This is a genomic window from Litchfieldella qijiaojingensis (genome assembly GCF_014651875.1).
In the GTDB taxonomy this organism is placed as follows: Bacteria; Pseudomonadota; Gammaproteobacteria; order Pseudomonadales; family Halomonadaceae; genus Litchfieldella; species Litchfieldella qijiaojingensis.
Genome location: NZ_BMXS01000008.1, coordinates 14,688 through 34,541, shown reverse-complemented (window position 1 = coordinate 34,541; position 19,854 = coordinate 14,688). Strand labels below are relative to the sequence as shown.

The 19,854-nt window shown below is 63.5% G+C and carries 14 protein-coding genes; 9 read left to right on the top strand and 5 right to left on the bottom strand.

What is annotated here, in order from left to right:
- Positions 1 to 8: 8 nt before the first annotated feature.
- The 5 genes from siaA to IE093_RS09440 form a co-directional block, all read right to left on the bottom strand.
- Positions 9 to 2,084, bottom strand: a complete 2,076-nt coding sequence (siaA, locus tag IE093_RS09460) for a biofilm regulation protein phosphatase SiaA (RefSeq protein ID WP_189468506.1) — start codon at positions 2,082 to 2,084, stop codon at positions 9 to 11.
- Positions 2,085 to 2,222: 138 nt separating this feature from the next.
- Positions 2,223 to 3,215: a glucosaminyl phosphatidylglycerol flippase gene (locus IE093_RS09455; protein ID WP_189468505.1), complete on the bottom strand. Its 993-nt coding sequence runs from the start codon at positions 3,213 to 3,215 to the stop codon at positions 2,223 to 2,225.
- Positions 3,216 to 3,260: 45 nt separating this feature from the next.
- The gene (locus IE093_RS09450) at positions 3,261 to 4,379 is read right to left on the bottom strand and encodes an N-acetylglucosaminyl phosphatidylglycerol synthase (protein ID WP_189468503.1); all 1,119 of its coding nucleotides are present in this window, start codon (positions 4,377 to 4,379) and stop codon (positions 3,261 to 3,263) included.
- A gap of 127 nt (positions 4,380 to 4,506) precedes the next feature.
- On the bottom strand, positions 4,507 to 6,447 hold the full coding sequence (locus IE093_RS09445; protein WP_189468501.1) for an exoribonuclease II: 1,941 nt from the start codon (positions 6,445 to 6,447) through the stop codon (positions 4,507 to 4,509).
- Positions 6,448 to 6,510: 63 nt separating this feature from the next.
- A complete protein-coding gene (locus IE093_RS09440; protein WP_189468499.1) occupies positions 6,511 to 7,140 on the bottom strand; it encodes an SDR family oxidoreductase in 630 nt (209 codons plus the stop codon).
- 157 nt (positions 7,141 to 7,297) lie between these two features.
- Here IE093_RS09440 and IE093_RS09435 point away from each other — a divergent pair, with 157 nt between their 5' ends.
- The 9 genes from IE093_RS09435 (at position 7,298) to IE093_RS09395 (ending at position 19,765) form a co-directional block, all read left to right on the top strand.
- Complete coding sequence (locus IE093_RS09435; RefSeq protein WP_189468498.1) at positions 7,298 to 8,032, top strand: GntR family transcriptional regulator; 735 nt, start codon at positions 7,298 to 7,300, stop codon at positions 8,030 to 8,032.
- 155 nt (positions 8,033 to 8,187) lie between these two features.
- A complete protein-coding gene (gene nagA, locus IE093_RS09430) occupies positions 8,188 to 9,309 on the top strand; it encodes an N-acetylglucosamine-6-phosphate deacetylase (protein WP_189468496.1) in 1,122 nt (373 codons plus the stop codon).
- On the top strand, positions 9,290 to 10,309 hold the full coding sequence (locus IE093_RS09425; protein ID WP_229803436.1) for an SIS domain-containing protein: 1,020 nt from the start codon (positions 9,290 to 9,292) through the stop codon (positions 10,307 to 10,309). The genes nagA and IE093_RS09425 overlap by 20 nt, the downstream gene beginning before the upstream one ends.
- A 46-nt stretch (positions 10,310 to 10,355) precedes the next feature.
- Complete coding sequence (gene ptsP, locus IE093_RS09420) at positions 10,356 to 12,902, top strand: phosphoenolpyruvate--protein phosphotransferase (RefSeq protein WP_189468494.1); 2,547 nt, start codon at positions 10,356 to 10,358, stop codon at positions 12,900 to 12,902.
- Entirely contained in the window at positions 12,899 to 14,596 is a 1,698-nt protein-coding gene (nagE, locus tag IE093_RS09415) for an N-acetylglucosamine-specific PTS transporter subunit IIBC (protein WP_189468492.1), read from the top strand. The genes ptsP and nagE overlap by 4 nt, the downstream gene beginning before the upstream one ends.
- A 91-nt stretch (positions 14,597 to 14,687) precedes the next feature.
- The gene (locus IE093_RS09410) at positions 14,688 to 15,491 is read left to right on the top strand and encodes a Cof-type HAD-IIB family hydrolase (RefSeq protein WP_189468490.1); all 804 of its coding nucleotides are present in this window, start codon (positions 14,688 to 14,690) and stop codon (positions 15,489 to 15,491) included.
- Positions 15,492 to 15,541: 50 nt separating this feature from the next.
- Positions 15,542 to 17,377 carry a PHA/PHB synthase family protein gene (locus IE093_RS09405; protein ID WP_189468488.1) on the top strand — a complete coding sequence of 612 codons (1,836 nt, stop codon included), beginning with the start codon at positions 15,542 to 15,544 and terminating at the stop codon, positions 17,375 to 17,377.
- Between the two features lie 196 nt (positions 17,378 to 17,573).
- Positions 17,574 to 18,296 carry a response regulator gene (locus tag IE093_RS09400; RefSeq protein WP_189468486.1) on the top strand — a complete coding sequence of 241 codons (723 nt, stop codon included), beginning with the start codon at positions 17,574 to 17,576 and terminating at the stop codon, positions 18,294 to 18,296.
- Positions 18,297 to 18,379: 83 nt separating this feature from the next.
- Entirely contained in the window at positions 18,380 to 19,765 is a 1,386-nt protein-coding gene (locus IE093_RS09395) for an ATP-binding protein (RefSeq protein WP_189468732.1), read from the top strand.
- The last annotated feature ends 89 nt before the right edge of the window (positions 19,766 to 19,854 follow it).

Below are 19,854 nucleotides of genomic sequence, written 5' to 3'. Positions count from 1 at the left end.
GGCACCTCCTATTGCGGTTTGCCTGGCAGAACTTGGGTATCGGTCAGCGGCGCCTGATGCCCGCCATGTTCCGGCGTGCAACTGTCCCGAGTGAATCGAAAGCCGAGAACGGTGATGTCATCGCGTTGTGGCAGATCTCCCTGATAGGCAAGCAATTCGGCTTCGAAGGCGCTCATCTGTTTGTCCAGAGGGAGGTGGGCGTTGGACTTCAGGATAGCTTCGAAACGGCCGTTGCCGAAACCGAACCCCGCGTCACCCCCCGCTTGGTCGAGGAAGCCGTCGGTGCACAGGGAATAAGTCCAGTCCAGGCGCAATGGAACGCTCTGGTTGCGGTAGTCGGTGCGGCGTTTATGGCCCAATGCTCGCTTCTGGCCCGGTAGCCGTTCCAAGTCGTTGCCATCGGTAGCGTAGAGACCGATCTTGGCGCCGGCGAAGGTCAGTTGTCGCGCTTCGAGGTCCACCCATACCAGGCCGATGTCCATGTTGGTGGCGATCGAGGCAGGCAATTGATCGGGGCGCAGCATATCGCGGCACTGGCGATCGGTTTCATTGAGGATGGCGGCGGGATCCGCAGTGCCGATTCGCAGAATGGCATGGTCGATGATCGCGCGCGCCAGCATGGTCATCAGCGAGCCTGGCACGCCATGGCCGGCACAATCGACCACGCCCAGCAGGTAGCCTTTGCTGTGGGCACGAAAGATGTAGAAATCGCCGCCCACCGTGTCGCGTGGCTTCCACAGTACCCCATAGTGGTGCTCGAGATGCAGCTCAAGCTGTTGGTCGGGCAAGATGGCACGCTGGATGATACTGGCGTACTGCAGGGAATCGTCGATCTGTTTGTACGCCGCTGCCATTTCGGCATTCGCCTGCTCCAAGGCCCGAGTGCGCTCGCGCACCTTGGATTCCAACTCTTGGGTATGGCGTTGAACCTGACCTGCCATGCTCGAGAAGGCCTGTGACAGCTCGCCGATCTCGTCGTCGCGGGAGGTAGGAAGATGTGAGTCGTAACGGCCATCGGCAATTGCCTGCGCCGAGAGTTTCAGGCGATTCAGTGGGGAGAGAATCAGCTTGTTGGTGGCATAAGCGAAAGCCATCAGAAGGATACCCAGGACCAAGGTCAGGGCGATGAGTAGTGGCCATAACCAACGACGTTCGAGGATCGGGGCGACGCTGAGGTCGAGTGCGGTGATCAGGTGCCAGTCGAGTTCGGGAATGTAGCCGACCGAAAGCAAGCGCTCGCGTTGATCAAGCGTCGCCCATAGTGTCTGGACGTGTTCGGGTGACTGTCGTGAAGCTTGCATGGCTTCGACCAGACGCTCCTGCTCTTCGGCATTGCTCAGTAGAGCCTGGACGGTCTGCCGTTCATCGACGTCGCCATCGCTGGCACCGGAGCTGAAGGCGATGCGTTCCAAGGAAGGATGAGCTTGCAGGGCGCCGTGACGATCGACGATCATTGGCGTCAATCCCGGAGCCTCGTCGCGGATGAGTTCATCGAGAAATTCGCTCAGGTCGAGTCCGGTGCCAGCGAGCCCCAGAGGGCCATGATCGCCTTGGACCACGACGTTGAACCACACCTTGGTGACGCCCAGCTTGCGATCGACATTGACATTCAGGTTGTAGGGTTCGTCGCTGCGCGTGGTCTGGAAATACCAGGCATCGTCCGGGTCATTGGAGGCGAGTCGATAGCTAGGCGCTTCCAGATTGGGTCGCTCATCGTCGCTGAAATAGTAATTGCCACTGTCATGGTCGATGACGAAATACGAATGGTCGGCGAAAGCGCGACGATAGCCTTCTGCTTCCTCGGTGAAGCGGGTCTTCGTGGCGGGGTCCGATTCGTTCTCGAGCCACTCCCGGGTCACAACGGAATCGGCGAAACGCTGTGATAGGGCCAGTTCCCGAGATACCGGGGCCAGGATCTTCTGCATGTGCAGCAGGGTATAGTTTTCGGCGTAGGCGTTGGCGAAATGTCGACGAATGTCGTCGATGGCCTTCCAACCGATGATAGCGGCGGGGATCAATGACAGAATACAGGCCAGCAGCAAGGTCGCGACCGACTTGCCTCGCAGCCCCCAGCGTGCAGCCATGATGAAGAATCCCCGCTACGATACGGTGAACGGCTTGGTAGTAGGCCGTTAACCATTCATTGACTAGTTATCTCAGTCTAAGATGCCATAAAGCCATCGTCATGGCGAGGTGGACGATGGGGGCATTGTGCGATCGTGTCAAGCGGTTCTCCACAGGACCCGCCTGGCCAAGGCCAGAAATACTGGAGCACCGGCCAACAGGTAGAAGTGATAAGTGACGAAGCGCCAGATCACCACGGCGGCAGTCGCCTGCTGTTGGCCGATCATGGGAATCAACAGCGCGCTGGACGTTAGTTCGGCACCCCCGGCTCCGCCGGGCAGCAGACTGAGTTGACCGGCCGCCATGGACAACATTTGCACCATGAACGTCCAACTCCAATCCAGTGGAGTGCCAAGGCCTCGTATGGCGAGATACAACACGCTGTAACGCAGTAGCCAGTGCATGGCACAGAGGGTGAAGATTGCTGTCAGGGTGGTGTGTGGCAGCTGCAAGGTCACTTGCAACGCGTGACGGAAATGCAATATACGTCGACCAAGCCCGCGGCGGCGATGGGGCGGAATGCCCAGGTGCGCCAGGCAGGCATTGCCGATGCGTAGCAAGACGGGCAGGTGGCTTATCAGCCACCAGGATGCTAGCAGCAGGGTCAACAGCGCCAGCATCGCTAGCCCCACCAGACCCTCGTGTCGCCACTCCAGCGTCGAGAGCGTGGCATGGGCGATGACACCGAGCAGCGCGATAAGAAAGAACAAGAGATCGCTGAGTTGATCGACCATGAACACTGCCGAGGCGTGTGCCGGTCGCAAGCCACGGCGGGCCAACAGCGCCAGTAGCGTCACGGGACCACCGCTACCCCCCGGTGTGGCGCAGATTGCGAACTCGGTGGCCATCACCATCGCCACGGCACGACGTTGGCCGAGATGCCCAGCCCGTCCGGCCAGCAGTAGTCGTAGCCGTAACGCATTGAGATTCCAGCACACCAGGATCAAGCCCAGCATGTAGACCAGTTGGCTACCTGGAAAGGTCGCTAGAGTTGCAAGTAGGCCGGTTCCTCCCAGCGCCAGTGGGACCAGGAGTGTCGCGGTCAATGCAATGACCAGGAGAATGGTGTAGCGGCTGCGCAGTAAGCTCATGGGGCAAGAAGGTCAAGTGTCCCCGGCTGAAGGTAATGCCCCCACTCATCCATACTGGTGCTGCCCACCCCTGGATGGGTCGCCGATTAGGTCTCGGTAATGGTCCAGCAGGGGGGCAATGACTCGTTGCCAACTGAAGTGGCGTTCGACATGTCGGCGAGCGTGTCGTCCCATGGCAGCGGCATCGTTGAGGAACAGCTCTTCCACTGTGCAGGCCATGGCCTTGGGAGAGTGAGGCTCGCAAAGGATGCCGCAACCGAGGGGAACGTTCTCCGCCAGGGCACCTGCCCGTGCCGCTACCACCGGCAGGCCGCTGGCCATGGCCTCAAGGGCGACCAGGCCGAATGTTTCGCGGGTACCGGCATGTATCATGGCGTCGGCACTGGCCAAGGCCCGAGCCACTTCATTGGGGGCGCAGCAGCGGTCGATCACGGTGACGTTGTCGAGGGGCGCGGCTGGCATGCCTGGCCCCATGACCAGCAGGTGATAACGTGGACCGAGCAGGCGTGCCACGGCGAACAGGACCTCGATATTTTTCTCCCGGGAATTGCGTCCGGCGAAGACCAAGAGGCGTTGCGAGTCCCGTATGCCCAGTCGGGCTCGTAGCTCGGGAGCGCGACGCCGAGGATGGAACATATCCACGTCGACACCAAGAGGCTGGACGCGAACATCGTCCACTCCCCATGCTTGAAGTCTTTCGGCCATTGAGAGGCAGGGAGCCAGAACACTGTCGAAGCGCTGGTAGAGATCGACCACGTAGCGTTGCAGCCGTCGCGAAACGAACGCCCCGAAACGGTCTCCCATCAGGCGTGGCAGGTCGGAATGGTAGAAGCCGACTACCGGCACCCCCAGCATCTGGCCGGCCTCCAAGGCTGCCCAGGCGGTGACATAGGGATCGCCGGCTTCGATCACATCGGGTTGTAGCTCGACCAGGGCATCGTGCCAAGGGCGGCGGCGCAGGGGAAATCGATAGCCCTTTCCCAATGGTAAATGCGGGGCAGGCAGGGTTTGCAGCGACCCCAGGCTTAGGCGCTCGCTGCCGGGAATCAGCAAGCTGGCGTCGATGTCCCTCAACTGGGCAAAATGGCGATGCTTGGCTTGCAGGTAGGTTCTGACGCCGCCGCTAGTGGGGGCGTGAAACATGGTGATGTCGGCGATATGCAAGGCCGTCTCCCTGACGCGCTGTATTCCGGCGTCAAGGTAACGGCGTAATGCGACAGTTTGACGACATGATAAAGAAACGGCGGCCACGCGGGCCGCCGTTTATGTACTTTGGATCGGAAACTAACCGTCAGGCAGCGGGACGCGCCACCAGCGAACGGGTTTCCTCGCGGGCTTCGGTGAGCACCACTCGGATGATGTCGCCGAGCTTGAAACGTTCCTGTCCCTCGATCTGCACTCGTCCCTCCTTGTCGTCGATCGCCACCTTGTCGCGGTCACTGTGCAGCAGTGGGGCCGGCACGAAGGCGGTGGCGCCGTTAGCGGTCAGGCGCACGCGCATGCCGCCGCGGCGGATATCGACGATCTCGGCGTCGAACTCCTGCTGCTGTTTGGCGGCCTCGGTCAGAAAGCGCACGTACAACCAGTCCTTGACGTCACGCTCGGCCATGCGGTTGAGGCGACGGCGCTCGGTGAGCTGCTCGGTCAGCGCGGCACTGGCCTTGGCCGGTGCGCTTTCCCCTGTCAGGACGCGCTTGATCAGACGGTGGTTGACCATGTCGCCATACTTGCGGATCGGCGAGGTCCAGGTGGCATAGGCGGAAAGGCCAAGGCCGAAGTGGGGGCCAGGCTGGGCGGACATGCTGGTGAAGCCTTGGAAGCGGCGCAGACGGGCATCCAGCCAGGCGTCCTCGCGGCTCTCCAGGGCACGCTTGAGTTCGCGATAGCGCGGCAGTTCGAGCAGTGCCTCGCGTTCGACCTCGATCTGCTGGCTGGTGAGGAACTCGTGGGCGGCGTCGGCCTTCTCCGGCTCGAAGGCGCGATGCACGTTGAATATGCCATGACCGACCTTGTCGGCGAGTAGATCGGCGCAACAGGCATTGGCAGCGATCATCGACTCTTCGATCATGCGATTGGCGATGCGCCGCTCCTCGCTACGGATATCCAGCACGTTGCCGGCCTCGTCAAGGTCGAACACGTAGTCGGGACGGTCCTTGAACACCAGCGCATGTTCGGCACGCCAGGCTGCGCGCGCTTCGGTGAGATCCCGTAGGGCGTTGAGCTGTTCGCCGATCTCATCCGCCGGGGCCCAGTCGCCCTGGTCTTCCAGCCAGTCGGAGACCTGGTCGTAGATCAAGCGCGCCTTGGAACTCATGGTTGCGGCGAAGAAGCGATAGTCGCCCAGGCTGCCATCGGCAGCAACATCGAGCGAGCAGGCCAGCACGGGGCGCTCCTGTCCTTCCCACAGCGAACACAGGTCGTCGGCCAGCACTTCGGGCAGCATGGTGACATTCTGACCCGGCAGGTAAACGGTGAAAGCGCGGGTGCGGGCCTCGAGGTCGGCAGCGTGGTTCTCCTCGACATAGGCAGTAGGATCGGCGATGGCCACCGTCAGGCGCCAGCCGCCTTCGGGGCGCGCCTCGACGCGCAGGGCGTCGTCCATGTCGCGGGTCTTCTCGCTGTCGATAGTAAAGAACGGCTCGGCGGTGAGGTCCTCGCGTTGGAGGCCTTCGTCGCGCAGTGGCCAGTCGTTGCCGGCTTCCGGAGACGCTTGTTCCAGGGCATGGCGGGCCAGGGTCACGCGCCATGGCACGGCTGGATCGTCGTTCTTGGCCACCAACTCGTCGATCTGGGTGAAGAAGGCGCGGTCATCGGGTTTGAGCGGATGACGCACCAGACGTGCCACGACCCAATCACCGTCGCCGATGCTCTCTTCGTCGAGGCTGCGCTTGACGCGCGCCTTGAGCGCATTCTTGATCGACGGGTGGTCGGGGATAACGGCCAGTCGGCCATCGCGTTTCTGAACGCGGGCGATGAAGCGTTCCAGTCCCGGCTCCACTAGGGTATCCGGTTCTACGCTCTTCTTGTCGCCTTCTTCCTTGAGGATGGCTTCGACACGGTCGCCGTGCAGCACCTGCTTCATGGCGGGTGGTGGCACGAAGTAGGATTCGCCGCTGTCGGTCTCGAGGAAACCGAAGCCCTTGTCGGTGGCCTTGATCACGCCCTGGACACGGGGCGTGGTTTCGCGGATCTGTTGCTTGAGCTGGGCAAGCAGCGCGTTGTTCTGCAGCATCGGACACTTTTGCTTGGCGGGAGGACAGAGGGCCACTATACGGATTCAGGCCGGCCACGCCAATCACAACAACGCCATGGCAATGCTCGACTCCCCATCCAGCAGATCGAACTCGCGGTTCTTGAGCGTCCGCGCCTGGGCCAGATAGACCAACGCATGGGCGACATTGCCGCGCGATACTTCCAGTTTCTCGGCATGACCTGCGGCGGTGGTCACCAGCCGCGTGGCCGGCTCGTCGGTCAGCCGTCCCGGCTTGAGAATCACATGCGGAATCCTGGCGCAGCGGAGATAGGCATCGGCGGCGAACTTGGCGGCCAGGTAGGGGCGCAGCTTTTCAGGCGCCGCCAGTGGGTCGCTGGCGCGCAGTGCGCTGACCATGATGAAACGCTCCAGACCCAACTCCTCGGCGCGGTCGACCGCGCGAATGGCACCGTACAGGTCGATCAACAGGGTCTTGTCGGGGCCGGTATGCGGCCCTGAGCCGGCGGTGAATATGACCTGTCCACAGCCATTGAAGGCCTGCCGCATATCCCCTTCGAGATCTCCGAGCACTGTCTCGATACCCCGTTCTCGAAACCAGGGCTGCTGGTCGGGGTCGCGGATCATGGCACGGATCGCCATGCCACCATGCGCGGCGAGTTCGCAGAACTGGCGGCCGATCTTGCCGTTGGCACCGATCACTAGGGTTTTCATCGTCACCTCCTCGCGGTGGTATGAAACTTCGTCGCCCATGCTGACAGTTTGGCATGACCTTGGAGAAGAGATTCGACCAAGGTACAAGTCATGTGGTATTCAATTGGTATTGTTAAAGGTCTATATTGGTATTGTCTCGACTCCAAGGGAAACGATCATGGATCCCCGTTTTCAGAAGCTACATCTCGACCCTGACTTGCCCACACCGTTGTACCACCAGCTTGCCCAACGCCTGGAACAGGCCATTGAAGCCGGCGCCTGGGGGGCTGGAGAGGCATTGCCTTCCGAACGCACGCTGGCCGATTCCCTCGAGGTGTCACGCATCACCGCGCGCAAGGCACTCGATCGGCTGGCCGAGATGGGGCTGATCCGACGCACCCGCGGTTCCGGTACCTTCATCGCTCCGCGCCTCAACCAATCCCTGACGCGTCTGGTCAGCTTTACTGAGATGCTGTCCCAGCGCGGTCACACGCCACGTTCGCAGTGGCTGGCGCGTTCTCTCGGTACGCCCACGGCGGAGGAAAGCATGCGCCTGGGGCTGGGAGCCGACACCGGGGTGGCACGGCTCAAGCGCCTGCGCCTGGCCGATGAGGTGGTCATGGCGGTGGAGGAAAGTTGTCTGCCCCAGACGGTGTTGCCGGAGCCCGAAGCGGTAGAGACCTCGTTGTACGCCACGCTGGAAGCGGCTGGTCGGCCGATCGCCAGAGCCTTGCAGCATGTCACCGCAGTCAACGCCAATGCCGAACTGGCGCGGTTGGCTGAAGTGCCCGAGGGCCAAGCACTGCTCAAGATCACTCGCCTGGGCTACCTGGCCGACGGTAAGCCGGCGGAGCTCACGGTCACCTACTGCCGCACCGATTATTACGATTTTATGGTCGAACTGGTCCGCTAGGTTTTATCCGAAAACTGCCTGCGCTCGCCCATACGGCGTTAAAAATCAGCTCAACATGCTCATTTACCCCACACGTAAACTCCGCTGTTTCGCTGATTTTTGCCTTGTCTGGCCATCGCTCGGCGCCTTTTCGGACAAAACCTTGGGAGGGATAGATGCTCTACGGAAATATCCTCACACTAGACGGCTGGCGGCTCGGCGAACTGAGCTGGCAGAACGGGTGCATTACTCGCCTCGATGGTGAGCTGTGCGATCCCGATGCCAACGACCACCTGCGGATCCTGCCGGGGTTCATCGACCTGCACGTTCACGGCGGTGGCGGTGCCGATACCATGGAAGGCGGCCAGGCGCTGGAGACGCTGGCACGTACCCATGCCCGTTTCGGCACCACTGGCTTGCTGGCCACCACCATGACGGCGCCGGACGCCGAGATCCGTCGTGTCCTGGATGCAATCGACACCTATATGCAGGCGCCACCTGCCGATGCCGCGCGAGTGTTGGGTGTGCATCTGGAAGGTCCCTATATCAATCCCGGAAAGCTCGGTGCCCAGCCAGCTCATGCCCGCCCAGGCATGATCGGGGAGATCGATGAACTGCTCAGACTGGCGCCGATTCGTCTGATGACCTTGGCACCCGAGCTGTCCGGACACTTGGAGCTGATTCGCCATCTCACGGGGCGTGGGGTGCGCGTGCAACTCGGTCATACCCTGGGCAGCTATGAGGAGGGCGTTGCGGCCCTCGAACATGGGGCCTGCGGTTTTACGCATCTGTTCAACGCCATGACCGGACTTCACCACCGCAAGCCGGGTATGGTCGGCGCCGCCCTGGCGCATGCCGACTACGCCGAGTTGATTCCCGATCTACTACACGTCCATCCCGGTGCCATTCGCGCTGCGCTGCGTTGCATTCCCCACCTTTATGCTGTCACCGACTCCACCGCCGCGGCCGGTATGCCTGACGGGGACTACCGCCTTGGCGAGCAGACGGTGACCAAGTGCCTGGGCGGCGTGCGCCTGGCCGATGGCACGCTCGCCGGCAGTACCCTGACCATGGATCAGGCGCTGCGCAATCTGGTGAGCATTGGACTGTCGCTGGATGAAGCCTCGCGGCGCCTGTCGCGCTACCCGGCCGACTTCCTGGGGCTCACCGATCGTGGGCGCCTGGTTCCCGGCGCCTTCGCCGATGTGGTGGTGCTGGATACCGACCTGAACCTGCAGGCCGTCTACGTGGAGGGGCGGCGTATCGAAGGAGATCATCATGTCACTGATGCTCGATGAAGCGCGAAATGCCCCGGAGCGCATACGGGGGCAACTGGAGCGCAACCGGCCCATGCTTGCCGAACTCGGCGAGCACTTGCGGCTGACCAACCCGCGCGGCGCGGTCACCGTGGCGCGCGGTAGTTCGGACCATGCCGCCAGCTACTTTGCCTACCTGTGTATGAAGAGTCGTGGCATCCCGGTGGCCTCGTTGCCGCCGTCGCTGACCACACTGGCCCGGGCGCCCTGGCAATTGCAGGGCCAGTTGGCGGTGGCGATTTCCCAGTCCGGCCAGAGTCCTGACTTGGTCGCTACCCAGCAGGCATTGGCCGCCGGAGGCGCTCGCACGCTGGCGTTGGTGAACACTCCCGAATCGCCGTTGGCCGCGGTCAGTGATATCGAGGTGCCACTGTTTGCTGGCGAGGAAAAAAGCGTGGCCGCGACCAAGAGCTACCTGGCGACGCTATCGGCCAGTACTCAGTTGCTGGCGCTATGGAATCAGGATCTGCGCTTGCAGGAAGCGCTTGCTGGCCTGCCGGAGCGGCTATCGGACGCCACCCGTCAGGACTGGTCGACGGCGATCGAGGCCCTGGCCGAGGTCGATCGCCTGATGGTGGTCGGGCGCGGTGCCGGCCTGGCCATTGCCCAGGAGGCGGCGCTCAAGTTCAAGGAAACCTGCGGCATCCAGGCCGAACCGTTCAGTGGGGCCGAGGTGCGTCACGGCCCCATGGCGCTAATCGGGCCGAACTACCCCGTGTTGGTCTTTGCCCCAACGGGGCCCGAGCAGGCGGGTTTGCTGGAACTCGCCGCCTGGCTGAAGGAGGTCGGGGCCCGGGTTCTGCTGGCCGCCGATGCCAGCGTGGCCGAGCGTCACCTGACACTGACCGATACCGGTCACGAGGATCTGCAACCGCTATCGACGATCCAGAGCTTCTACGTGATGGTCTCTGGCCTGGCCGAGGCGCGAGGCAGCGACCCGGATCGGCCACGCCATCTGCGCAAGGTAACTCGCACCCTCTGAATCTCGAGTCCCTTAGAGGCCACAATAACAATTCGTGGAGTCCATCATGACCACCCCTTCCTTGACATTGATGGCGCCGGTCGACGGTGTCATCGTCCCGCTTGCCGAGGTGCCCGACCCGGTATTCGCCGAGGGCACGCTGGGTGAGGGCATTGCCCTGGACCCCTTGGGCAGCACGCTCTGTTCTCCCTGTGATGCCGAGGTCATACAGTGTGCCCGCACACGTCACGCCGTGACCCTGCGCACCGAGAGTGGTCTGGAACTGTTGCTGCACCTGGGTCTGGATACCGTTAACCTCGATGGTCAGGGCATTGAGCTTTGCGTCGAAGTTGGCAGTCGCGTTCGGGCCGGAGACCCGCTGTGCCACTTCGATGTCGACCGCCTGGCGCGCGAAGCGACTTCGCTAATCACCCCCGTGATCGTTACCGACTCGTCGGGATGGCGTCTCCTGTCGACGCATTCGCCTGCCAGTGGCACGCAAATCCGTCGCGGCGAACCACTATTGACGCTGGAAGCCGTTGAGACGGGGGGCACCGAGGGCGCACGAGCGGAGGGGCCGGTGCTGAGCCGCGAGCTTACCCTGGCCTTGGCCGCCGGGCTGCACGCCAGGCCGGCGGCCCGCCTGCGCACCATCGCTCGACGCCATGCGGTAGCGCTCGAGGTCACGGTCGAGCAGGGCTCGGCCGATGCCCAAAGCTTGAGTGCGCTGATGAACCTGGGGCTCGTCGCACAGAGCCGGCTGACACTCACGGCACGCGGCGAGCATGCCGCAATGGCGTTGGATGAGGCCGAGGCGCTGCTGACCACGCCGGAAAAGGACGAGCACGCTCAAGGCGCGTCCACGCCCGATTTGCCGGCAGCCGCCGAGGGGCAGCTTCCCGGGTTGGTGGCAAGCCCCGGACTGGCACTGGGCCCCTTGGTCCCTTACACCCTGCCGTTGCCCCGGGTGCCCGTCGATGGTGAAGGCGAGGCCACCGAGCGCTCACGTTTGCGCCAGGCACTGACCCAAGTTGGCGAGTCCCTGCAGGCGTCGCTGCGGCGTGCCGAGCAGTCGGGGCAGGTCGCCGAGGCCGAGATCTTCGCCGCCCATCAGGCCTGGCTCGAGGATCCCGACCTGTTTGCCGCCGCCGAATCGCGCCTGCGGGCAGGACGCAGCGCCGGGCAGGCCTGGCGCGAAGCGCTCGATGATGAAGCCGAACGCCTGATGGCCAGCGGCAATGTCTTGCTGGCGGGGAGGGTCGCCGACCTGCGCGACCTACAGCGGCAAGTGATGGCCGAGCTTTCCGATGACGTGGAACAGGAAGTCGATCTGCCCGATGGAGCGATCCTGCTTGCCCGCGACCTGACGCCTTCCGAACTGGTCAGGGTCGCTTCCGAGCGACCAGCGGGAATCTGCCTGGCAGGAGGAGGCACCACCTCGCATGTGGCGATCCTGGCTCGTGCCCGAGGCATTCCCTGTCTGGTGGCCATGGGCGAAAGAGTGCTCGATACGCATGGTGATCGGGCTGTACTCGATGCCGAACGGGGATTTCTGGAGCCCGCCCCCGACGCCACACGCCTGGCCGAGGTCGAAGCCGGTATCCGTGATCGCGTCAAACGTGCTCTTGAGGCCCGTGAAGCCGCCCAGGCGCCGGCCACAACGCTGGATGGGCGCGTCATCGAAGTCTGCGCCAACATAGGTTCGGCTGCCGAGGCCCGGCTGGCAGCCGAACAGGGCGCCGACGGCATTGGCTTGATGCGCAGCGAATTCCTGTTTCTCGAGCGCCACAGCGCCCCCGACGAGGACGATCAGCAGCGTGAATACCAGGCCGCGGTCGAGGCGCTAGGCGGCAAGCCGGTGATCATTCGTACCCTGGATATCGGTGCCGACAAGCAGCTGCCCTATTTGAGATTGCCCGAGACGCCCAATCCGGCCCTGGGCGTACGCGGCGTGCGTCTGTGGCAGCGCCATCCCGAATTACTGGATACCCAACTGCGAGCCCTGCTCCAGGTCGAACCACTGGAAGCCCTGCGTATCATGGTGCCGATGGTCAGCGATGTCGGCGAACTGCGCTGGGTGCGGCGTCGCTTGCAAGGGCTTGCCGAGGAACTGGGACTTTCTGCCATGCCTAGGCTTGGCGCCATGATCGAGGTGCCGACTGCTGCGTTGTGTGCCGCCAGCCTCGCCGAGGAAGCTGACTTCCTGTCTATTGGCACCAACGACCTGACCCAGTATGCCCTGGCCATGGACCGCGAGGATCCCGGGCTGGCGGCACGTGCCGATGTTTTGCACCCCGGCGTGTTGCGGCTGATCCAGGCCACCGTGAATGGTGCTGCCGGCAAGTGTCCGGTGGGCGTATGCGGGGCCGCTGCTGGTGACCCCCAGGCCCTGGCATTGCTGGTGACGCTCGGCGTCGATGAACTCTCCGTCGAACCGGCACGGGTGCCGGCGGTGAAGGCGGCGCTACGCCAGCTCGATGCCCGGGCCCTGGCCGACGAACTACCCGCCTGGCTGATGCTGGAGGATGGCGAGGCGGTGCGCCAGCGCCTGACGGATTGGTATGAACGCGTTCAATTCGAGACAACAACAACTCCCGAGAGGATCTCATCATGACCACTGCCATCGGTTCCCGGATCATGGCCGGGCTGCAGAAGCTCGGCCGTTCCCTGATGCTGCCTATCGCCGTGTTGCCGGTGGCCGGTTTGCTGTTGCGCCTCGGCCAGCCGGACCTGCTGGATATCGCCTTCATCGCCAGCGCCGGCGATGCAATCTTCGCCAACCTGGGGCTGATCTTCGCCATCGGCCTGGCAGTGGGCTTCGCCGATGACAGTAACGGTGCCGCCGGGCTTGCCGGGGTAATCGGCTATCTGGTGCTGGACGCGGTGCTGACGACGCTGAACCCCGAGATCGACATGGGGGTGCTGGCGGGAATCATCATCGGCAGCGTGGCGGGGCTGCTCTACAACCGCTACAAGGGCATCCAGTTACCCGAATATCTGGCCTTCTTCGGCGGGCGACGCTTCGTGCCCATCGCCACGGGGCTCGCCGCGGTGCTGCTGGGCATGGCCTTCGGCGTGCTCTGGCCTTCCGTCCAGCATGGCATCGATGCGTTGGGGCAGTGGCTGATCGATGCCGGCGAGTTGGGGTTGTTCGTCTACGGCGTACTCAACCGCCTGCTGATCGTCACCGGATTGCACCATGTGCTCAACAGCCTGGTATGGTTCGTCTTCGGCAGCTTCGAGGCGGCCTCGGGTGCCGTCGCCAACGGCGATCTCAACCGCTTCTTCGCCGGCGACCCCTCGGCGGGCAGCTTCATGGCCGGTTTCTTCCCGGTGATGATGTTCGGTCTGCCGGCTGCGGCATTGGCCATGTACCATGCCGCCCCGCGTGATCGCCGCGCCCAAGTCGGTGGTTTACTGCTGTCGTTGGCACTGACCGCCTTCCTAACTGGGGTGACCGAACCCATCGAGTTCACCTTCATGTTCCTGGCCCCGTTGCTGTACGGTCTGCACGCGATACTGACCGGGATATCGATGGCGTTGATGCATTGGCTCGACGTCAAGCTGGGGTTCACCTTCTCCGCCGGGGCCTTCGACTATGCGCTCTCCTACGGGCTGTCCACCAACGGCTGGTTGATGATCCCGGTGGGACTGGCCTATTTCGCGCTCTATTACAGCGTATTCCGTTGGGCCATTGCCCGCTTCGACTTGCCGACACCTGGGCGCGAACCTGAAACCGCCGGCGCTCAGGCCGCACCGGAAGCCGCTGGCGAACGTGGTCCGGCCTTTGTCGGTGCGCTTGGCGGTGCAGCCAACCTGGCTAGCGTTGGGGCTTGCACCACCCGCTTGCGCCTGGTGCTCGAGGATGTCTCAGCTATCGATGAGGCGGCTCTCAAGCGTCTTGGGGCGCGCGGTGTGCTGCGCCTGCAAGGTGGTGGTTTGCAAGTGATCCTGGGGCCGATCGCCGATAGTGTCGCCGATGAGATTCGTGCTGCCCTGAAAACATGGGGCGCAACGCTTTCCACGCCCAAAGCGGCCAACGAAAGGCAGACTGGCGACGTCGAACCGATCGACACTGTGGCGCGTGGCGATTGGCAGCGAGCGCTGGGTGGCGAGGCCAACGTGCGCGAGGCCGCCGTGGTGGCCATGACCCGACTGCGGTTACGCTTGGCCGACTCCACCGGTCTAGACGAGGACGCCTTGAAGCGGCTCGGAGCGCACGGGGTGCAGCGGCTCGAGGAGGGCGTCGTACACGTGCTGCTCGGCGAACGCGCCGCCGCTGTGGCCAGCGGGCTGCGAGGAGAGTGATAGGGTAAGGGGCGTCCCGGGCGCCCCCTGTCGTCATGTGCCCAAGATGCGGTAGGCTGAGAGCTTGAGTGACTACCCACAGGGACCGTGCATGACGCCCCGCTTGATCGTTACCGACCTCGACCGCACCCTGCTCAACGCCGACCATGACCTGGATCCGTTGACCATCGAGACCTTCCAGGCGCTCGCGGGCCAGGGGCACCATCTGGCCATCGCTTCGGGTCGTCACTACCGGGATATCCTGGCCATTCGCGACAAGCTGGGTGTGGAGGCGCACATCATCAGCACCAATGGCGCCTATCTGCACGGCCCCGACGACACCTTGCTCTCGGCCAGGTATCTCGACGAGATCCTGGTGCGCGAACTGATCGGCCTCGAGCGCCCACATGAGATACGCCTGAACCTGTATAGCGACGACGACTGGTTGATCGACGCGCCCATGCCGGAACTGCTCGAACTGCATGCGCATACCGGCTTCTGCTACCGGGTCACGGATCTCGATGCCCTGAATGGCGACGGGATCGGCAAGGTGCTGTATATCGGCGACCCTGAACTGCTCTCGAAGCTAGAGGCCGAGGTGCGCATTCGCCATGGCGAGCGGTTACATGTCACCTACTCGATGGTCGATTCCCTGGAAGTCATGGCCGAAGGCGTCAACAAGGGCACGGCACTGCAGCGTCTGCTCGACGTCCTGGGGCTGACGCCGCGAGAGTGCCTGGCGTTTGGCGACAACCTCAACGATACCGAAATGCTGAATCTCGCCGGTCATGCCTTCGTGATGGCCAACGCCCATCCCGACCTGCCGGGCCAGGTACCACGGGCGACGCGCATCGGTCGCCATGACGAGTTGGCGGTGGCGAGGATGCTGTGCCGGCACTTCGATCTTGATATGTGAGCGCTGGTCATACGATGCTATTGGCTGAAGGGCCCGAAAAGGGGTGAGCCATGAATGACCCGAAACCTTCGTCACCGAAGCCAGGCGATCAACCCGACGAGCTGGCACGGCGCTATGCCGAGGCCCTTGAGCGATTGTCGGCCGGGTCGTCCCGGGCCTGGCAGGGCTGGCTCGAGCGTCAGACGCGTGGGGATTTCTTCACCCTGCCCGACCCGGCGGTCGCGGCCAAGGCGCTCACCAGCCTGGGCCAGCAGTTCCTGCTCCATCCGCAACGTGCCCTGGAGGTCCAGCAGCAGCTGTGGCAGGGCTATACGACACTCTGGCAGAACACCGCGCGGCGCCTGTCTGGCGAGGCGCCATCACCGGCTGTCGCCCCCGACCCGCGGGACCGGCGCTTCAAGGGGAAGGGTTGGGAGGAGAACCTCTTCTTCGATGCGCTGCGCCAGGCCTACCAGCTGACTGCCGAGCAGTGGTTGAAGGGGGTGCATGAGGTCACCGAGGAACTGGACCACGACGAGCGGGTGAAGGTCGAGTTCTACGCCCGCCAACTGATGGACGCCCTGGCCCCCAGTAACTTCGCCACCAGCAATCCGGAGGTGATCGAGGCCACGGTGCACACCGGCGGTGCCAACCTGCTGCAGGGCCTGGCCAACCTGATGGAGGACCTGGCGCGGGGCGAGGGGTTGCTGCGCATCAAGCAGAGCGATTCGGCCGGGCTGGAGCTGGGCAAGAACATAGCGGTGACCCCGGGCAAGGTCGTCTACCAGAACGAGCTGATGCAGCTCATCCAATATGCGCCGGCCACCGAGGCGGTCGACCGCCGGCCGCTGCTGATCGTCCCGCCCTGGATCAACAAGTTCTACATCCTCGACCTGACCCCGCAGCGCTCCTTCATCCGCTGGGCCGTCGAACAGGGGATGACCGTCTTCGTCATCTCCTGGGTCAATCCGGACGAACGCTATGCCGAGGTGGCCTTCGACGACTATCTCACCGAGGGCACCCTCAAGGCCATGGACGTCGTTACGGAGATCACCGGCGAGGCGTCGATCAACACCATCGGCTACTGCATCGGCGGTACCCTGCTGGCCTGCACCCTGGCGCACCAGGCCGCCCGGGGCGATGAACGGGTGCGCAGTGCCACCTTCTTCACCACGCTCCTTGACTTCAGTGATGTGGGACCGCTGGAGGTGTTCATCGACGAGGAGCAGATCCGCTACATGGAGCAACACATGGAGCAGCGCGGCTACCTGGAGGGCACGCATCTGGCCAACGCCTTCAATCTGCTGCAGTCCGCCGATCTGATCTGGAGCTTCGTGATCAACAACTATCTGCTTGGCCGCGACCCCAAGGCCTTCGATCTGCTCTATTGGAATTCCGACTCCACCCGCATGCCGAAGCGCATGCAAAGCTTCTATCTGCGCAACATGTACCTGGAAAATCGCCTCACTGAACCGGGTGGTATTTCCCTGGCAGGTGAAGCCATTGATCTGGGCAAGGTGCGCACCCCGGCGTTCTTCGTGGCGACCGAGAAGGACCATATTGCGCCCTGGGAATCCAGTTTCCGCGGCGCTCACCTGCTGGGAAGCCGCCCCAGGTTCCTGCTGGGAGGGTCGGGCCATATCGCGGGCGTCATCAACCCAGCCGACTCCCTGAAGTATGGATACTGGTCTTATGGCCGCCTGCCTCGCGATCCCGAGCGCTGGCTGGCCTCGGCCACCCATCACCCGGGCTCCTGGTGGCCGGAATGGCGCGACTGGCTCAAGCGCCACGGCGGAGGCCGGGTCGCGGCCCGCGAGCCTGGTGGTGAGCGATTCCCACCCATCGAGGATGCGCCGGGTTCCTACGTCCAGGTGCGTGTCGATGCCACGGCAAGGACTGGCACTTGAACGACGGTCGGAGCGATCGTTGCTGGATTCCCCGCAATTCCGGTGCCGGCAGGTCGTAGTACTAACACCTTGGTCGTAGACGGCTTGTCCCGATGCGGGGCTTCACCCATTATCGGGGGCAGGTAACTAGACGATAACAATACGCGATGCGACATCGCCGGTTCTGCCTGATGTCGCTCGCCAGCCTTGGCCCACCATGACAACGACTCCCGCCACCTTGATCGTGGTCGACGACGACCCGGAAATCCGCGAACTGCTGGGCGACTATCTTGGTCGCCACGGCTACCGTGCCCTGGTGGCCGAAGATGCCCAGGCATTGAGGTACCTGCTGGCTCGGGAAACGCCCGACCTGCTGATCGTCGATATCATGCTGCCCGGCGACGATGGCTTCACCATCTGCCGCGAGGTGCGTCGCACCAGCGAGATACCGATCATCATGCTTACCGCCAGCGCCGACGAGACCGACCGCATTCTGGGCCTGGAACTGGGGGCCGACGACTACCTGGGCAAACCTTTCAATCCTCGTGAACTGCTGGCGCGCATCAAGGCGGTGCTGCGGCGTACCCGCAACGGGACTCACGAACCTCCGGAGCACGCCCGCCTGGTGGCCTTCGGCGATTGGCGGCTGGACCGGGTAACGCGTGAGCTGATCGACCGCCATGGCGAGCGCAGCCCGCTTTCGGGGGCCGATTTCCAGTTGCTGCAGGTGTTCCTCGAGCACCCCGAGCAAGTGCTGTCGCGCGAAGCGCTGTATGACCTCAGCCGCGGTCGCCCGGCGCCACCGCTCGATCGCTCCATCGACGTGCATGTGTGTCGTCTGCGCCAGCGCCTCGGCGAGGATGCCCAGCATTCGCAGTTGATTCGCACCGTGCGCGGTGCCGGCTATGTGCTGGCCACCCAGGTGGAAGCCTTGCAGTGAACGATGTGGGGGCCTGGCGTCGCTTGCGGCGGCGTCTCGCGCGTTACCTGCCGCGTACGCTGCGCGGTCGTTTCGTACTGATCATGATCGTCGGTGTGCTGGGCGCCCAGCTTTCCAGCTATGCCATCTGGACCGCCCAGGCACGTTCCAGCCAGTTGGAACAGATCGACGAGCTGTCGAACAACGTGGCTTTCAGTGTCGCCTCCACGGTGCGCTTCTTCCGCTCGCTGCCGTACGAATACCGGCATATCGTCCTCGATCAGTTACGCAACATGGGCGGCACACGCTTCTTCGTCAGTATCAACGACCATCGTATTCCGGTCATCGATATCGGTGACGGCCCTGCCAAGACACTGGTGGTGGACAACTTCCAGCGGGTGCTGGCTTCGGAGCTCGGTGTCCGCGATGCGTTGGTGGAATTCTCGCGCCCCGAGGATCTGCGTCTGCTCAACAACGAGGTGTTGCTGCGCGACCTGCCGCCGCGCTGGGGGCAGCACAGCCTGTTGCTGGATCCGCTGGAGCCACCGATTCTGGTGGTGCAGTTGGAGCTCGGACCGGACGCCTGGCTCTACGTAGCGACCCTGCTGCCGGTACCGGATCTGTTCAATGAACATGGCTGGTTGTCCGAGGATCGCCTGTTCGCCGCCCTGATCGTGCTGCTGGCAGTGATCGGGCTATCGCTGCTCGGGATTCGCAGCGTCACCCGCCCGCTGGCCCGCCTGGCACGCGCGGCGCGGCAGCTCGGCGATGACCTGGATACGCCGCCGCTGCCGGAGCGGGGGCCCCGCGAGACCCTCGATACCACCCAGGCCTTCAACCGCATGCAGCAGCGCATCCGTCAACAAGTGGAGGAGCGCGAACGGCTGTTCTCGGCGATCTCACACGACCTCAAGACCCCCATCACGCGCATGCGTCTGCGTGCCGAAATGCTCGACGACGAGCGCCAGCGCGAGCGCTTCTGCGCGGCGCTGGACGAGTTGGATCTGCTGGTCAAGGGGGCGCTGGCTTCGGTCAAGGGGTTGGACCTGCACGAGAATATCGAGCGTATCGACCCGCGCCGGGTGCTGGACGACCTGGCAGATGAATTGCGCTTGCACAACGGTGAGGTGAATGTCGAGGGGCAGGCGGCGCTGCTGGCGGTCAAGCCGCTGGCCTTCAAGCGTTGCCTATGCAATCTATTGGAAAATGCTGTCTTCTATGGACGCCGCGCCGATGTGGCCCTGACCGATGACGAGCGGGCGCTAACCATCACGATTCGCGATCATGGACCGGGAATTCCCGAGACCCAGTGCGAGAGGGTCTTCGAGCCTTTCGTGCGGCTGGAGCCATCGCGCAGCCGCCACACCGGCGGCAGTGGCCTGGGGCTGGGCATTGCGCGCCATATCGTGCGCGCCCATGGTGGCGAACTCGGGCTGGGCAATCACCCTGACGGAGGCCTGGTGGTAAAACTCGAATTCCCTCACCACTAACAGGCCTTGCAACACTTTGCAGCATTAGGAAACACAGGGGGCAGCGACGATCGGGTAGTCTGACGCTATTCCTATTCCGGCCATTCCTT

What these genes read in the sequence shown, in the direction of transcription:
- siaA (WP_189468506.1), bottom strand. Translation starts at nt 2,084, where the DNA reads ATGGCTGCACGCTGGGGGCTGCGAGGCAAGTCGGTCGCGACCTTGCTG.
- IE093_RS09455 (WP_189468505.1), bottom strand. Translation starts at nt 3,215, where the DNA reads ATGAGCTTACTGCGCAGCCGCTACACCATTCTCCTGGTCATTGCATTG.
- IE093_RS09445 (WP_189468501.1), bottom strand. Translation starts at nt 6,447, where the DNA reads ATGCTGCAGAACAACGCGCTGCTTGCCCAGCTCAAGCAACAGATCCGC.
- IE093_RS09440 (WP_189468499.1), bottom strand. Translation starts at nt 7,140, where the DNA reads ATGAAAACCCTAGTGATCGGTGCCAACGGCAAGATCGGCCGCCAGTTC.
- IE093_RS09435 (WP_189468498.1), top strand. Translation starts at nt 7,298, where the DNA reads ATGGATCCCCGTTTTCAGAAGCTACATCTCGACCCTGACTTGCCCACA.
- nagA (WP_189468496.1), top strand. Translation starts at nt 8,188, where the DNA reads ATGCTCTACGGAAATATCCTCACACTAGACGGCTGGCGGCTCGGCGAA.
- IE093_RS09425 (WP_229803436.1), top strand. Translation starts at nt 9,290, where the DNA reads ATGTCACTGATGCTCGATGAAGCGCGAAATGCCCCGGAGCGCATACGG.
- ptsP (WP_189468494.1), top strand. Translation starts at nt 10,356, where the DNA reads ATGACCACCCCTTCCTTGACATTGATGGCGCCGGTCGACGGTGTCATC.
- nagE (WP_189468492.1), top strand. Translation starts at nt 12,899, where the DNA reads ATGACCACTGCCATCGGTTCCCGGATCATGGCCGGGCTGCAGAAGCTC.
- IE093_RS09410 (WP_189468490.1), top strand. Translation starts at nt 14,688, where the DNA reads ATGACGCCCCGCTTGATCGTTACCGACCTCGACCGCACCCTGCTCAAC.
- IE093_RS09405 (WP_189468488.1), top strand. Translation starts at nt 15,542, where the DNA reads ATGAATGACCCGAAACCTTCGTCACCGAAGCCAGGCGATCAACCCGAC.
- IE093_RS09400 (WP_189468486.1), top strand. Translation starts at nt 17,574, where the DNA reads ATGACAACGACTCCCGCCACCTTGATCGTGGTCGACGACGACCCGGAA.
- IE093_RS09395 (WP_189468732.1), top strand. Translation starts at nt 18,380, where the DNA reads ATGATCGTCGGTGTGCTGGGCGCCCAGCTTTCCAGCTATGCCATCTGG.